15 protein-coding genes, 2 pseudogenes and 1 riboswitch are annotated in these 12,987 nt (G+C 59.2%); of the genes and pseudogenes, 9 read left to right on the top strand and 8 right to left on the bottom strand.

All coding sequences use genetic code 11. The annotated features are described in order from the left end of the window. Positions 1 to 13 precede the first annotated feature (13 nt). Positions 14 to 439, top strand: coding sequence for a pirin-like C-terminal cupin domain-containing protein (locus L0A91_RS19150; protein ID WP_311197827.1), 426 nt, complete (start codon positions 14 to 16; stop codon positions 437 to 439). Positions 440 to 850: 411 nt separating this feature from the next. Here L0A91_RS19150 and L0A91_RS13085 read toward each other — a convergent pair whose 3' ends face one another. The 3 genes from L0A91_RS13085 to L0A91_RS13075 all read right to left on the bottom strand — a co-directional run bounded on the left by L0A91_RS13085 (position 851) and on the right by L0A91_RS13075 (position 3,832). Further along, positions 851 to 1,183: a cupin domain-containing protein gene (locus L0A91_RS13085; protein ID WP_235244834.1), complete on the bottom strand. Its 333-nt coding sequence runs from the start codon at positions 1,181 to 1,183 to the stop codon at positions 851 to 853. Between the two features lie 10 nt (positions 1,184 to 1,193). Next, positions 1,194 to 2,573, bottom strand: coding sequence for a replicative DNA helicase (gene dnaB, locus L0A91_RS13080; protein ID WP_235244833.1), 1,380 nt, complete (start codon positions 2,571 to 2,573; stop codon positions 1,194 to 1,196). Between the two features lie 230 nt (positions 2,574 to 2,803). Then, a complete protein-coding gene (locus L0A91_RS13075; protein WP_235244832.1) occupies positions 2,804 to 3,832 on the bottom strand; it encodes an ANTAR domain-containing protein in 1,029 nt (342 codons plus the stop codon). A gap of 141 nt (positions 3,833 to 3,973) precedes the next feature. On the opposite strand from L0A91_RS13075, the gene L0A91_RS13070 reads away from it, so the two are divergent. The 3 genes and pseudogenes from L0A91_RS13070 (at position 3,974) to sfnG (ending at position 7,215) form a co-directional block, all read left to right on the top strand. Then, positions 3,974 to 5,314, top strand: a complete 1,341-nt coding sequence (locus L0A91_RS13070; RefSeq protein WP_235244831.1) for an MATE family efflux transporter — start codon at positions 3,974 to 3,976, stop codon at positions 5,312 to 5,314. 156 nt (positions 5,315 to 5,470) lie between these two features. Beyond that, a riboswitch (SAM riboswitch) is annotated at positions 5,471 to 5,563 on the top strand. A gap of 4 nt (positions 5,564 to 5,567) precedes the next feature. Beyond that, positions 5,568 to 6,095, top strand: coding sequence for a flavin reductase family protein (locus L0A91_RS13065; RefSeq protein ID WP_235244830.1), 528 nt, complete (start codon positions 5,568 to 5,570; stop codon positions 6,093 to 6,095). Next, positions 6,092 to 7,215, top strand: a pseudogene (sfnG, locus tag L0A91_RS13060) (dimethylsulfone monooxygenase SfnG). The gene L0A91_RS13065 and the pseudogene sfnG overlap by 4 nt, the downstream one beginning before the upstream one ends. Positions 7,216 to 7,290: 75 nt before the next feature. On the opposite strand, the gene L0A91_RS13050 reads toward sfnG, so the two are convergent. Continuing rightward, positions 7,291 to 8,022 carry a response regulator transcription factor gene (locus L0A91_RS13050; RefSeq protein ID WP_235244827.1) on the bottom strand — a complete coding sequence of 244 codons (732 nt, stop codon included), beginning with the start codon at positions 8,020 to 8,022 and terminating at the stop codon, positions 7,291 to 7,293. Positions 8,023 to 8,169: 147 nt separating this feature from the next. Between L0A91_RS13050 and L0A91_RS13045 the strand changes: the two genes are divergently transcribed. From L0A91_RS13045 to L0A91_RS13025, 5 genes are all read left to right on the top strand, one after another. Beyond that, positions 8,170 to 8,478, top strand: coding sequence for a hypothetical protein (locus L0A91_RS13045; protein WP_235244826.1), 309 nt, complete (start codon positions 8,170 to 8,172; stop codon positions 8,476 to 8,478). Next, on the top strand, positions 8,475 to 9,650 hold the full coding sequence (locus tag L0A91_RS13040) for a sensor histidine kinase (protein ID WP_235244825.1): 1,176 nt from the start codon (positions 8,475 to 8,477) through the stop codon (positions 9,648 to 9,650). Before L0A91_RS13045 ends, L0A91_RS13040 begins: the two co-directional genes overlap by 4 nt. 85 nt (positions 9,651 to 9,735) lie before the next feature. Continuing rightward, the gene (locus L0A91_RS13035) at positions 9,736 to 9,990 is read left to right on the top strand and encodes a hypothetical protein (RefSeq protein ID WP_235244824.1); all 255 of its coding nucleotides are present in this window, start codon (positions 9,736 to 9,738) and stop codon (positions 9,988 to 9,990) included. A 19-nt stretch (positions 9,991 to 10,009) separates the two neighbouring features. After that, complete coding sequence (locus tag L0A91_RS13030) at positions 10,010 to 10,336, top strand: hypothetical protein (protein ID WP_235244823.1); 327 nt, start codon at positions 10,010 to 10,012, stop codon at positions 10,334 to 10,336. Positions 10,337 to 10,359: 23 nt separating this feature from the next. Beyond that, complete coding sequence (locus L0A91_RS13025; protein WP_235244822.1) at positions 10,360 to 10,953, top strand: hypothetical protein; 594 nt, start codon at positions 10,360 to 10,362, stop codon at positions 10,951 to 10,953. Between the two features lie 277 nt (positions 10,954 to 11,230). Here L0A91_RS13025 and rplI read toward each other — a convergent pair whose 3' ends face one another. The 4 genes and pseudogenes from rplI to rpsF all read right to left on the bottom strand — a co-directional run bounded on the left by rplI (position 11,231) and on the right by rpsF (position 12,962). Then, positions 11,231 to 11,677: a 50S ribosomal protein L9 gene (gene rplI / locus L0A91_RS13020; protein ID WP_235244821.1), complete on the bottom strand. Its 447-nt coding sequence runs from the start codon at positions 11,675 to 11,677 to the stop codon at positions 11,231 to 11,233. Between the two features lie 24 nt (positions 11,678 to 11,701). After that, positions 11,702 to 11,938, bottom strand: a complete 237-nt coding sequence (rpsR, locus tag L0A91_RS13015; RefSeq protein WP_220122269.1) for a 30S ribosomal protein S18 — start codon at positions 11,936 to 11,938, stop codon at positions 11,702 to 11,704. Between the two features lie 84 nt (positions 11,939 to 12,022). After that, positions 12,023 to 12,618 (bottom strand): annotated as a pseudogene (locus L0A91_RS13010) (single-stranded DNA-binding protein). A 56-nt stretch (positions 12,619 to 12,674) separates the two neighbouring features. After that, positions 12,675 to 12,962, bottom strand: a complete 288-nt coding sequence (rpsF, locus tag L0A91_RS13005; RefSeq protein WP_220122267.1) for a 30S ribosomal protein S6 — start codon at positions 12,960 to 12,962, stop codon at positions 12,675 to 12,677. Positions 12,963 to 12,987: the final 25 nt, after the last annotated feature.

The raw sequence follows: 12,987 nt of genomic DNA, 5'->3' as shown, positions 1-12,987 counted from the left end.
GCATAGCCCACTGTTGGGAGCCGAAATCCGACTCGAACCGCGCAGCACCCTCACCCTTGACCTCGATGCCGATTTCGAGCACGGCATTTTGCTTGACTCTGGCGAAGTTCGCATCGATGGACAGGCCCTGCCGTCCGATCACCTGGGCTACGTTCCGACCGGCACGCCCCAGGTTTCTCTCACGGCCACAGGCTCCGATACTCGTCTTATCTTGATCGGCGGTCAACCGCTCGGAGAGCGGATCGTGATGTGGTGGAACTTCATCGGCCGCACCCACGAAGACGTGGAGACCTATCGACAACGTTGGCAGCGCGAGATTGATGTCGCCGAGGGTGAGGCGTTGCCCGGCCGTCCCTGGTACGGCCTACCTAGCGGCGATCCTGAGGGACCGTTGCCAGCCCCGCCACTGCCAGGTGTCCGCATTCGACCCCGGTCCTAGTGCGCAGTCAGCACTACTACCAAGCAATCTCCTTCGCACGCCTGACTTAAAGTCAGCAACGCTATGCGGAATACTCAAATACGGCGAAGGATGAAGGGGCGGGGGCCGGAACGTTTCGGGCTGCCGTAGAACGCTGCACCAGATATGGTCAACGAACAGTCACTAACAGGAGGAAACCATGGGTCTAATCTCGAATTTCACGCGCCGTCTCACTGGCGGCCGGCGCACCACGTCACCCGGGCCGACAACTCACGGCAGCGGGTCACCGACCACAAGCGGTATCGGTCGGATCGTGAGCCGGTTCACCGGTCGTGGCCGAGGCCTGTGAACTGAGGTACAAGCGCTGAACCTCGGAGTCTGTCCACTCGTAACGACGCCGATTCATTCAGCGGGTACGTCCCTTGATGGGTGTCAGTGGCGCAGCACCACGGTCAGGAGGATGACGGAGTCTTCGATGGCCAGTAGTGAGTGATTCGCATTGGGCACCTCGATGAGATGCCCCGATGCTCCTTCCCACGCGTTTTCGCCTGTCTCTAGGCGGACGCGCCCTTGGACTACGTGCACTGTAGCCTCACCGGGGTTGGCGTGGTCATCAAGTTTTCTTCCGGCCATCAAAGCAATGACTGTCTGGCGCAACTGGTGCTGACGGCCGCCAAAAACCGTGTTGCTGCTTCGACCGCTGCTCGCGGCTCGCGCGAGTTCGAGTTGTTCACGCGCTAGTGCGGTGAGCGAGGTGTTGATCATTGGTCTTCTCCTAGAAGTCCTGAGCTGCGTTGCTGAACTTGCTGTAGTGCCCCTGGAAGGCGACGATAATTGTGTCGGTGGGACCATTTCGGTGCTTCGCGACGATGACGTCAGCCTCGCCAGCACGTTCTGAATCTCGGTCATACATCGACTCTCGGTGCAGCAAGATCACCATGTCAGCGTCCTGCTCAATAGAGCCTGACTCACGAAGGTCTGACATTTGCGGCTTCTTGTCATTGCGCTGCTCAGGTCCACGGTTCAACTGGGAGAGCGCAATAACTGGCACTTCCAGCTCCTTGGCCAGCAGCTTGAGTGCACGCGAAAACTCAGAGACCTCTTGCTGACGTGACTCAACGCGCTTGCCCGAACTCATCAACTGCAAATAGTCGATCACAACAAGTTTGAGGTTGTTGCGCTGCTTGAGTCGGCGACACTTAGCCCGGATCTCCATCAACGCCATGTTGGGGCTGTCATCGATATACAGCGGGACTTCACCTAGTCGGCCCTGTGTTTCGCCTAGCCTCGTCCAATGGTGATCCTCCAGGCCGCCCTTTCGCAGGTTTTGCAACGGGATCTCAGCCTCGGCGGAAAGCAAGCGCATAGTGATTTCGCTGCGGCTCATTTCGAGCGAAAACACCACTGTGGCCATATTATTTTTGATCGCTGCTGATCGTGCAATATCCAACGCAAATGTCGACTTACCGACAGCCGGACGGGCCGCGACAATAATCATCTGGCCCGGGTGCAGACCATTCGTTAACTCATCAAGTCGCGCAAACCCGGTGGGGACACCCGACATCTCGCCGGTGGACCCAGAGTTGTGCTCGATTTCGTCGAGCGTCCCCTCCAGCAACTCTCCGAGTGCGTGATAGTCGTCCCCCGAGCGCTGATCAGCCACGGCGTAGATCTCGGCCTGCGCAGCGTTGACGATCTCTTCGACATCGCCACCCTCGCGGGCATACCCCAACTGCACAATCTTGGTGCCAGCATCTACCAACCGGCGCAGCATGGCGCGCTCGGTGATGATCTGGGCGTAGTAAGAGGCGTTAGCAGCGGTCGGCACCGACGCGATCAGTTGGTGCAGGTAGGCCGTGCCACCCACTCGCTGCAATTCGCCGCGCTTGGACATCTCATCGCTGACCGTGATGGCGTCAACAGGCTCACCACGCCCGTACAACTCACTGATTGCCGCGTGGATCATTTCGTGCGCTGGGCGATAGAAGTCTTGAGACTGGACGAGCTCGACACACTCGGTGATGGCGTCCTTGGAGAGCAGCATGCTGCCCAAAACACTCTGCTCTGCGGCGACGTCTTGGGGTGGCACTCGGTCTTGCGGCGGGCCGTCGGGGACAGGCCCGAAGTCTTGCCTCTCCAACTCACTCAGCGACATTCAGGACTCCTCACCAGGCCTCGCGGGCGGTCTCCGCGCAGGGGCGCTGGAGACATACGCATCCCATCATTGGGGTGTGACATACCCCCAGAATGAGACGCATCGAGTCACGTTACGGCGAGGCAGGCAGAAGCCAAAATGAACTTGTGGATAGCCCTGTGCAAATCCTGTGCATCGATATCCACACGTGGTGCACAGCCTGTGGATAAAGGTGTTGACACACCCGTCACTTAGACAACAGCAGGGCTTTGAAGTGCTGAAACGCCGCCAGTAGGCTGTGGATTCAAAAATTCTTTGGCAGAAGTCTCATGTGCACCATCAAACACAACCAAAGACGTGGAGTCCTTTGCCAATCGGCCATCCCACTCCGCCACCATGTCGCGCACAGAGGGACCTATGCGTTGACCAAGATGGATATCTAAAAGAACTCGCTGCGGCTCCCGCGAGGACCGATGGGCTTTGCGAACGATCTGCGCAGCCTGCTTCATCGCTTCGTTGATCAACGGGCCAGCTGCCAGGTCCAGCACTCCCCCAACGCGCACAACTGCCCCAAGCTTGGATCGGTGAACCGCGATTGAGACACCTTCGGGTTCAGTTTCTACGCCGTCTTCGACCACGAAGACCGGACTCACTGGCCCAAGAGTTGCCACCGCCTTCATCGCCTCGTGCAACAGAGCATCCAAATCAGCGCGCAACTCATCAGACCCTGCGAATCGGGTTGCCACGCGATTAACCACGTGCTCGGCCAACATGCGCAACTTCACCTGCGAGCGCTGGGAGACCCACCGTAGGAGTGAAAAGGCCTCTTGTTCGGTCATCCCATAGACAACCCGAACGATGCCTTTGGCCTGGTCAATGATCGCCCGGGACTCCAGCGCCTTCGATAACTCATCCCGCACTTCGCTATTGACCTTGTCGCGCGCGTCATCCGTGAGGTCTACGACATAGCCAAAAACGGTGCTGACACTGCCACTGCCATCTCGGACCCCTTGAACCAGGGTGCAAGTCCAGATCTCGGTCCCGTCATCCAACATTTTGGGATGCGGCAAGGCGTAGATGCCGCCGTTTTGCGCGCACTCCATCACCATGTTGGTCAGCCGCTCAGCGTCTTCGGGACACACGTGCTTTAACAAAATGTCGGTGTTGGCCGGGCCCTCGGCAGGCAGACCGTACAACTCCTGAAGCTCAGCGCTATAAGTCCCCACCATTGAGGGCACATCCAAGCTAAAGATCGCGACCTCTGAAAGCGTGCGAGGCATTCTCTTCACTCCACTTCGTGCGACCTTTGGGACAAACTCCGCCCCCCATCGGGCGCCAGGCCTTTGCCTGACTTGATCGCTTTCAACAATTTACCATCCCTTTACCAAACCCACATCTCGAACTAGCCATAGAATTATCCCGTGACTTCGACCGCGGGTAGCGACACCTCAAGCCGACGAAGAGAAATTCTCACCTTGGCGATCCCAGCCTTTCTCACCCTTGTGGCCGAGCCACTCTTCCTTCTCGCTGATAGCGCGATCATTGGCCATTTAGGAACAACTTCCCTGGCCGGACTGGGTGTGGCAACGGGAATCTTGTTGACCGCCGTGAACATATTCGTGTTCTTGGCCTATGGCACAACCTCCGTAGTGGCCCGGCGACTAGGAGCCCAAGACAAGGCCGGCGCACTCGGGGCTGGAATCGATGGGATATGGCTTTCCCTAGGTTTAGGAATCCTCACGATGGGCGTCATGATTGTTGGCACCCGACCTCTGGTTCGGCTGTTTGCTGCCTCGCCAGCCGCCCTTGACCAGGCTGCCATTTACTTGAGAATTAGCGCTCTGGGAATCCCCTCAATGCTGCTCGTGCTCGCAGCCACCGGTGTGCTGCGCGGGTTGCAGGACACCAGAACTCCCCTCATCGTGGCCACTATTGGCTTCACCGCCAACGCCATCCTGTCTTTGCTCTTTGTGCACGCATTTAGCTTTGGTATTGCGGGCGCTGCTTGGGGCACCGTGGTCGCACAGACAGGCATGGCTCTTGCCTTAGCCTGGGTCGTTCTTCGTGGCGCAAAGAGACAGTCCGCCTCCTTGGCCTTTCACCCAGCTGGCGTTCTTCGCTCAGCCCTGGGCGGCATACCCCTGCTTATTCGCACGTTGTCACTGCGCGCGGCGCTTGTGGCAACAACCTGGGTCGCTGCCGATTTGGGCGATGCCCAACTCGCCGCATTCCAGGTCTCCCTCACCGTCTGGAGCGCCCTGGCCTTCGCGCTCGACGCCTTGGCCATCGCAGGTCAAGCCATCACCGGCAAATACCTCGGTGCAACAGATGTGAAGGGCGCACGTGAAGCAACTTCCACAATGGTGCGCTGGGGCATCTGGTTTGGCGTCATCCTCGGCCTGCTGCTGATTGCGTTCCACCAAGTGATCCCGCTCGGCTTCACCAATGACCCTGCCGTCCACGCGGCCCTGGCTGCGGCCCTCATCGTCGTCGGGTTAGGCCAGCCAATCGCCGGCATTGCGTTCGTCCTCGATGGCGTGCTGATTGGTGCCGGAGACGCTAAATGGCTCTCGATCGCGCAAACGGTGATGCTCGTTGCCTATCTCCCTCTGCTGGCGATCGGCCCGCTGATGGGCGCAACCGGTACGACAGGTCTGGTCATCCTGTGGTGCGCTTTCACTGCCTTCATGGGTATGCGGGCAGCAGGGTTGACCTGGCGCGCGCGGGGAGATGCCTGGCTCGTGACAGGCGCCACCCGATAAATTTTCTTCGGCTATAGCGCAAGCCAGCATCCAGCACGAGCCACGTCTCCCGCTATCGACGAGGATTCCGCGCCCCATTGGCCTATCTGACAAACCGCTGTCGCAGATTCTTCATTTTCATGGTTGACAGGCTCTCTGGCTGGTGCAAATCTAAAGTCACCATCCAGAGCGGCTGAGAGATCTGGCTCCTTGACGCCGCAGCAACCCACGACGGCTTGTCAAGGGTGCTCACGCCAGGATCGATGGAGGAATCATGCCACTCGCCACTTTGCCCGCCCGAACCGCAGCCGATGCTGACGTCGACATCAAGCACTGCTTCCGCAACGTCGCCTCGAGTGCCTGGGTCATCACCGGCACCGGCAGCCGCGGACCCGTTGGCTTCACCGCAATTTCGGTGGTTTCGGTCTCGATGGAGCCGGCACTGGTCTCCTTCAACATCTCGCGCACCTCGTCGAGTTTGTCCACCATCGCCCGTAGCGGGTCAGCCGCACTGCACCTGCTGAGCGAGGGTCAAGACGACATCGCCACGCGGTATGCCCGCGACCGCTCAAAGCGCTTCGTCCACGACGGCGTCTGGGGTTTCGGCGCCGAAGGGCTACCCGAGATCCACGGCGCAGCATCCCGTCTCGTCGTCACCATCCATGACCTCGTCGATGCCGGCGACAGCCTGCTCGTCATTGGCCGCGTGACCTCACAGGTCACCAACCCAAATATCCGACCGCTTGTCCATCACGCTGGTGAGTTCGTGCCAGTTCACCGCTCGAATGGAGCCTCCGAATGACCTTGTCGCCCTCATCGGACCCGTTGAAGTTTGCCTACTGGGTCCCCAACGTCTCAGGTGGTTTGGTTGTCTCGACCATCGAACAGCGGACAAACCACACCCCCGACTACAACATCGAGACGGCTCAGATCGCCGAGCAAGTTGGTTTTGACTATGCCCTGACTCAAGTCCGTTACCTCGCCTCGTATGGCGCGGATGCCCAGCACGAGTCGGTGTCCTTCTCCTTGGGCTTGCTCTCCAAGACCGAGAAGTTGAAGGTCATCGCCGCCGTTCACCCCGGTCAGTGGCCACCGACGATCTTGGCCAAGCTGGGCGCGACGGCTCAGGAGTTGCACGACAACCGACTTTGTCTCAACGTGGTCTCCGGTTGGTTCAAGGACGAATACACCAAGCTTGGCTTGCCGTGGTTGGACCACGAGGAGCGCTACCGCCGTGCCGAAGAGTTCATCGACGTGCTGCGCGGCCTGTGGGCCGAAGACGACTTCACCTATCGCGGGGACTTCTATCGCACGCGCGATGTGACGTTCAGGCCAGCACCGAAGTTTGCACCAGAAATCTTCCAGGGCGGCAACTCGACGTCGGCTCGCGCGATGGCCAGCCGCGTCTCGGACTGGTACTTCATGAATGGCGGCAGCATCGAGAAGACCGCCGAGCAGATCCAGGATGTTGGTGCCCAGGCAGCCACCAACGGGCGCGACATTAAGTTGGCCTCAACGGCTTCGCCGTGGTACGCGACACCGAAGAAGAAGCCGTTGCCGTGGTCGAAGAGATCATCGCCAAAGCTGACGTCGAGAAGGTCAACAACTTCGGCACCGCGGTGAAGCAAGCCGGGGCTGCTACGGCAGACAAGAAGGGGATGTGGGCCGACTCGGAGTTTAAGGACCTGGTCCAATACAACGACGGCTTCCGCACTGGCCTGATTGGCACCCCGCAGCAAGTCGCCGAGCGGATCATCGAATACCGCAAGGTTGGTGTCGACCTGATGCTGCTGTGCTTCCTGCACGTCAAAGAAGATGTCGAACGCTTCGGCCGCGACGTCATCCCGCTGATTCGTGAGTTGGAGATCAAGGAAGGCATCGAGCCCAGCCCTGAGTTCTTACAGGTGCCGGTCGGCGTCTAGTCCCCGGCATACCGTTAAGAAACCCCGGCTCCCCCATCCAAGGGCAGTCGGGGTTTCTCGGGTCTTCGACCCAGGCTAAGAAAGTCTGTCCCAAGCTGTCTCCGGGCGGGCCAGCGATGGGGTCACCATCCCCAGCTCGACAGCTCTGACCAGCAATTGCACTCGGTCACGGGCACCCAACCGGTCGCAAGCCTTGCCGAGGTGCAGTTTCACCGAGCCTTCTGAAAGGAAAAGATCCTGCGCGATTTCTTTGTTGCTAAGTCCCCCCGCCAGGCGCTCTAGAACCTCCAACTCGCGGGTCGTCAGTTTTGGCGTGCCGTCATCTCCGGGCGATTTCGATCGGGCCTGCGCCATGTCAGCGGTCACTTCATCCACCAAGAGTTGAGTGACCGCAGGTGATAAAACGGTCTCGTCCTGCATCACTCTGGCAATCGCCTGCAGCAACTCTTCAGGCGCTGCATCTTTGACGAGATAGCCCGAAGCGCCCGCCCGTAGTGCGGCACTCACTTTGTCCATCACCGAAAACGTGGTGAGCATGACAATTCGTGAATGGTTCTGGTGCTGGCTGATCTCACGCGTCGCATCGATGCCGTTCAGTCTGGGCATGTCGATGTCCATCAGAATCACGTCGGGCTTCAGCTCACTCGCTAACTCGACCGCCTCTACCCCATCGGCGGCCACACCCACCACCTCATGCCCAGGCTCTCCCCCATAGAAATCGGCGAGTGCTTGGCGCATCAGTGGCTGGTCTTCTGCTATCAAGATGCGAACGCGCTCAGGCACCGTCTCACTTGATGAATCAACCATGGGCCCAGCCTAGTGACGCCTTGAGCTCTACGGGCCACCCAGATCGCTAACAATCTCTAGACGAACGTCTATTGGTCCGAAGCCTCAAACCTGCCAGCCTGGTAGTCCATGCAGAAACGCCGCTCAGAACACGAAGAGGGAGCACCGTTGAACACTGTCCACCGGATATCTGTTGGCTTCATCGCTTCGATCGCTTTGACCGCGAGCGCTGCGGCACCGAGCCACGCCGTTGAGCAACTCCCAGCATCTGAAGCGGGCGCCAATGACATCGACCCGTGCTGGCTACTCGGCCCCTCTGGGGTGAGCACTGCTAGCTCTGAAGCTCACGCCCAGCGAGTCAAGGAAGCTCCCAACTGCCGCGAGGATCTACGTGTTGTGACTAACCGGGCGTTCGTGATGAGCGGTGATACCTTCGAACGCATGGCTGGCCGACCGAGCGTTCTCTGCGCCAGATGAGCAATACCCGTTTAGCCCAGGGCATCAATTTTCTGCGCGCCACCTACCGGGTCCCCAACTGGTTAGTTGCCGTCGTTGCTGGGGTCGCAATCGTCAGCGTGATCGATGAGTTCGTCCGGGGCTCAGCCGTAGGTGGCCCCGCTGGTTTGCTCGCATTCTTCTTGCTGCATGCCTCCTGGCCTGTCGTGCTGCGTTTGCCGACGTTGGGCGCGCTTATCGGATTGGCCGGAAGCTTCGGCGCGGTCCTTTACATAGACAGAGTCGGCATAGCCATCATGTCCGCCATGATTGTTCTAGTGGCGGGCACCGCACTGAGCCGTCCGGCCTTTTCAATTGCCACCCTGACGGGATTCGTTGGCTGGACCTGGTGGGCGACCAATTACTTCGGTGAAGAAGCACCAGTCTTTTGGGGGCAGGTGCTGCTGTTCCTCCTCAGCGCTGCTCTGGGAACTTTCATCCGTGTCGTGGTCCTCGAGCTCGCTCTCACCAAGCGCCGACTGCACCGCGAGGAGGAACGTGCTGAGCAGGCGCGCAGTGACGAACGAACAGCGATCGCACGAGACCTGCACGACATCGTGGCCCACGAGCTCACTCTGATCTCCCTGCAAAGCGTGAGCCGTCGCCGAAGCGATGACCCACAAGAGCTACAGGCGGTCCTACGCCAGGTCAATGAGACTTCGCGCTCCGCCCTTACTGAGCTGCGCGCCCTGCTCGGCGTGCTCCGCTCCGAAGGGGACGTTGGAACACGGCACAGTCTGGACGCAACGTTCACCACCTTGGGACTTCCCGGGGCCCTTGAGACCCTGGTCGCACGAGTCGCTGCTGTCGGATTCGACGTCAAGGCCGAGTACGCGCTGACGGGCTGGGAGAGCCTGCGCCCCTCAACGAAGCAGGCCACCTTCCGGATTGCTCAAGAAGCACTCACGAATGTCAGCAAACACGCTCCGGCTGGCAGCCGCTGCGATTTTGCCGTCAGGCTGGACAAAGAACAGGTCACGGTCCTGGTTGAGTCCCAGATCGCGCTCGCTCGCAAACGGGAGTCCCTGCATCCCTCCCTCACCTCGGGGCAGGGAATCATCGGTATTGGTGAGCGCGCCTCAGCTTTGGGTGGATCGGCAACAGCGGGTCCGGTCAATGATCACTGGGTGGTTGAAGCCCACCTGCCTGCCTAGACCACCTTTCGGGCTCATCTGGCCCAAAACCTAGACAAATGGTTAGACCCTTTGGCCCTGTCGCCTCAGGTGCTCAATTCATAACGTGAGTGACATCAACATCACCGCCCTCGCAAACTGCTCCCTGAAGGAGGTCGCGATGAAGACGCCATGGCTACTTGTGATCTGCGTGGTCGGACTAGCAATATCCGGCGCCGCACTGATCTGGATGGTCCCGTCACTCTTTGACGCCACCCGACAAAGCAATGGCTGGCTGATGATTGCGCTCGCCGGTTTGGGTATCACCTTTAGCGTCGCTGCTATTCGACTGCGACGTGCAGAATCGTCGTTTCGCCCGTAGTCGGCCAACGCTGGGGTGGATGGCCACCAACATTCGTTTCTCAATACGAAGTACCGAGAAAGAGGTGAACAACTTGACAACAAAACTGAGCAAGTGGCTGGGCCTTGATGGACCAGATGAGCAAGCAGTATTCGGTGACAACCAATCCACGGAGAAGGACACCAAAAGGGAAGCCAAGGTAATACTTCTTGGCATCATTCTCGGGGCTTGCGCATACATCCTGTTCTCCATGGGCATGCCACCTGATGATGGGTTCGGTGGATACATACCGCTGATCATTGCTGCATCTGCCGCGGGGAACGGCATCTTGGCAGGGATCATGCTGACCGGTGAGAAAACACTCTGAAAGAACATTGAAGGGGATCAACGATGCAGACACACCTACGAAACGGGCTGGTCACACTGACCGCTGCGGCGTTCTTGATGACAGCTACTCCTGGCGCCTCCATGGCTAGCGAAGATGCCTCTGGGGCGTCCAGCAATAATCAAACTTTGGCTACTGTGCACAACACTCCTCACCAAGCAGCGAATTTTCCCGGTGCAGCGGAGTCAGTTCATGACGCAGAAGTTCTGACACCCTCCATGGTGGAGACCATCAATACTGGATTGGCTTCGTACGGCAAGGCCACGCTTCCGGACTCAGCACAAGAGTTACAGTATGAAGAATCGGGTGTCATCAGTGTCCTGAACGACCAAAACGAGGTCGTGGCCGAACTTGGCGGGACATTGCCGAGCACCACCACGGTTGGCAAGGACACTATGACCGCTAACGGGATTCTTAACCCCACGGTGAAGAGAGTCATTGGCGCCTGCCTTGGGTTCGGGGGTGCCGGCGCTATGTCATTTGAAGCCCTCGTCCGCTACCTTGCAACCCCTAAGAACGCCGTAAAGTTCGTCGTTAGGCGTCTCGGTGTGTTTGGCGCGGTGAGTTGCGCTGGGGGAATTGTATGGGAGTTCATCTGAGGACCCAACTCCCAAAATGAGGACATCTGGGCAATAACCGCAGTCCAGGGAAGAGGTAAATCCGCGAGGTTTCTCGCGTATCTACTGACTTACTCGCGATAGTGACTGCAGACTAGGTTCTCGCGACCACAGGTGTCGGTGCTTTTGGCAGGCAAGCGTAGGCTCGTCGGTCCTCTTATGCCCCGGATCTCCGTGGAACCGAGAAGTCGCATACGCAACAAGAAGCCCGCCTGACCAAACGGATTGGTCAGGCGGGCTTTTGCATGCAATGCAGCTATCAGCTAGCGACAACCTCGACGGTCACCGTGGCGACAACGTCATCGTGCAGACGAACCATTGCGGTGTGGTCACCGGTGATGCGGATCGGGGCCGGAACCTCGATGCGACGACGGTCAACCTGCGGGCCACCAGCGTCAACGATTGCGTGAGCAATCTCAGCGGAGGTCACAGCACCGAACAAACGACCAGCGGCACCAGACTTGGCGCTCACGACAACGGAGTTGGACTCCAGGCGAGCCTTAGCTGCCTTGGCCTCTTCTTCGTTGTGGTGGTCGCGCTTGGCGCGAGCGTTGGTGATGTCGTCAACCTGCTTCTGACCACCCTTGGTCCAGGGGGTGCCCAACTTGCGGGGCAGCAGGTAGTTACGAGCGTAGCCATCCTTGACGGTGACAACCTCGCCGGCAGTGCCGAGCCCGCTAACGGGCTGAGTCAAGATCAACTTCATGATGTCCTCTCCTTAGTTTTCTGCTCAGCGAGACGAGCTGGAGTAGGGCAACAAGGCCATTTCACGGGCATTCTTGACGGCGTTCGCAATGCGACGCTGTTCCTGCACCGAAACACCGGTCACCCGACGGGCGCGGATCTTGCCGCGGTCCGAGATGAACTTCCGCAGCAGCGGCGTGTCCTTGTAGTCAATTGCTTCGATCTTGGCGGCCTTGAGAGGGTTCGCCTTCTTTTTTGGCTTGCGCACAACGGGCTTTGCCATCGTGGTGCTCTCCTTCAGGAGAGCCCGAGCACAATGCTCGGGATGGGGTAATTCAGGAATGGTGTTGCTGGTGGTGCTCAGTGATCAGAACGGGGGCTCGTCATAAGACGGGCCGCCACCCCAACCGCCGCCGCCGTTGCCACCCTTGTTGCCGCCACCGGAGTTGCCTCCAGTAGCCCACGGGTCCGCGTCGGGCTGGCTGCGCTGAGCGCCACCGGAATTGCTTGATCCAGATCCGCCGGAGTTGCCGCCACCAGAGAATCCTGGTTGCCGCCACCACCGGAGTTGCCTCCGCCGAAGCCACCGCTGCCACCACGGGTCGCCTTAGTGACCTGTGCGGTTGCGTACTTCAACGACGGGCCAACTTCGTCAGCCTGCATTTCCATGACGGTGCGCTTCTCACCATCGTTGGTCTCCCACGAACGGGACACCAAACGACCGGAGACAACAACACGGGTGCCACGGTGCAGCGACTCTGCGACGTTCTCGGCTGCTTCACGCCAGATTGAGCAGCGCATGAACAGCGTGTCGCCGTCCTTCCACTCATTGGTCTGACGGTCGAACTGCCGCGGCGTTGAAGCCACGGTGAAGTTCGCCACGGCGGCACCTGAGGGCGTAAAACGCAACTCGGGGTCACCGGTGAGGTTGCCGACAATCGTGATCGGAGTTTCGCCTGCCATGCTCAGTCCTTTGGTTGATCTGGAAATTCAGCCGGATTCGAGACCCGGCTTAGCAATCAGGAGTCGAGGCGCAGGACCTTGGTGCGAAGCACCTGCTCGTTCAAGCTGAGACGACGGTCCAGTTCCTTGGCGGTGGCAGACTCCGCGGTCATCGTGATGACTGCGTAGATGCCTTCAGCGTTCTTCTTGATCTCGTAGGCCAAACGGCGACGGCCCCAAATGTCGGTCGAGTCAATCGAACCGCCATCCTTGGTGACGACTTCGAGCATCTTCTCCAGCGTGGGCTGCAGGTTGCGCTCGTCCATCTCGGGGTCGAGGATCATCATCATTTCGTACTGACGCATGCGTGAACCCACCTCCTTCGGTCTT

Origin of the sequence: Ornithinimicrobium sp. INDO-MA30-4, assembly GCF_021535045.1 — a bacterium.
Classification (GTDB): Bacteria; Actinomycetota; Actinomycetes; order Actinomycetales; family Dermatophilaceae; genus Ornithinicoccus.
This window is presented reverse-complemented; position numbering and strand designations above follow the sequence as displayed.

Bases quoted from the DNA above. Each gene is read 5' to 3' on its own strand.
- L0A91_RS13085 (WP_235244834.1), bottom strand. From the start codon at position 1,183: ATGATCAACACCTCGCTCACCGCACTAGCGCGTGAACAACTCGAACTC.
- dnaB (WP_235244833.1), bottom strand. From the start codon at position 2,573: ATGTCGCTGAGTGAGTTGGAGAGGCAAGACTTCGGGCCTGTCCCCGAC.
- L0A91_RS13075 (WP_235244832.1), bottom strand. From the start codon at position 3,832: ATGCCTCGCACGCTTTCAGAGGTCGCGATCTTTAGCTTGGATGTGCCC.
- L0A91_RS13065 (WP_235244830.1), top strand. From the start codon at position 5,568: ATGCCACTCGCCACTTTGCCCGCCCGAACCGCAGCCGATGCTGACGTC.
- L0A91_RS13050 (WP_235244827.1), bottom strand. From the start codon at position 8,022: ATGGTTGATTCATCAAGTGAGACGGTGCCTGAGCGCGTTCGCATCTTG.
- L0A91_RS13040 (WP_235244825.1), top strand. From the start codon at position 8,475: ATGAGCAATACCCGTTTAGCCCAGGGCATCAATTTTCTGCGCGCCACC.
- L0A91_RS13030 (WP_235244823.1), top strand. From the start codon at position 10,010: ATGGCCACCAACATTCGTTTCTCAATACGAAGTACCGAGAAAGAGGTG.
- L0A91_RS13025 (WP_235244822.1), top strand. From the start codon at position 10,360: ATGCAGACACACCTACGAAACGGGCTGGTCACACTGACCGCTGCGGCG.
- rplI (WP_235244821.1), bottom strand. From the start codon at position 11,677: ATGAAGTTGATCTTGACTCAGCCCGTTAGCGGGCTCGGCACTGCCGGC.
- rpsR (WP_220122269.1), bottom strand. From the start codon at position 11,938: ATGGCAAAGCCCGTTGTGCGCAAGCCAAAAAAGAAGGCGAACCCTCTC.
- rpsF (WP_220122267.1), bottom strand. From the start codon at position 12,962: ATGCGTCAGTACGAAATGATGATGATCCTCGACCCCGAGATGGACGAG.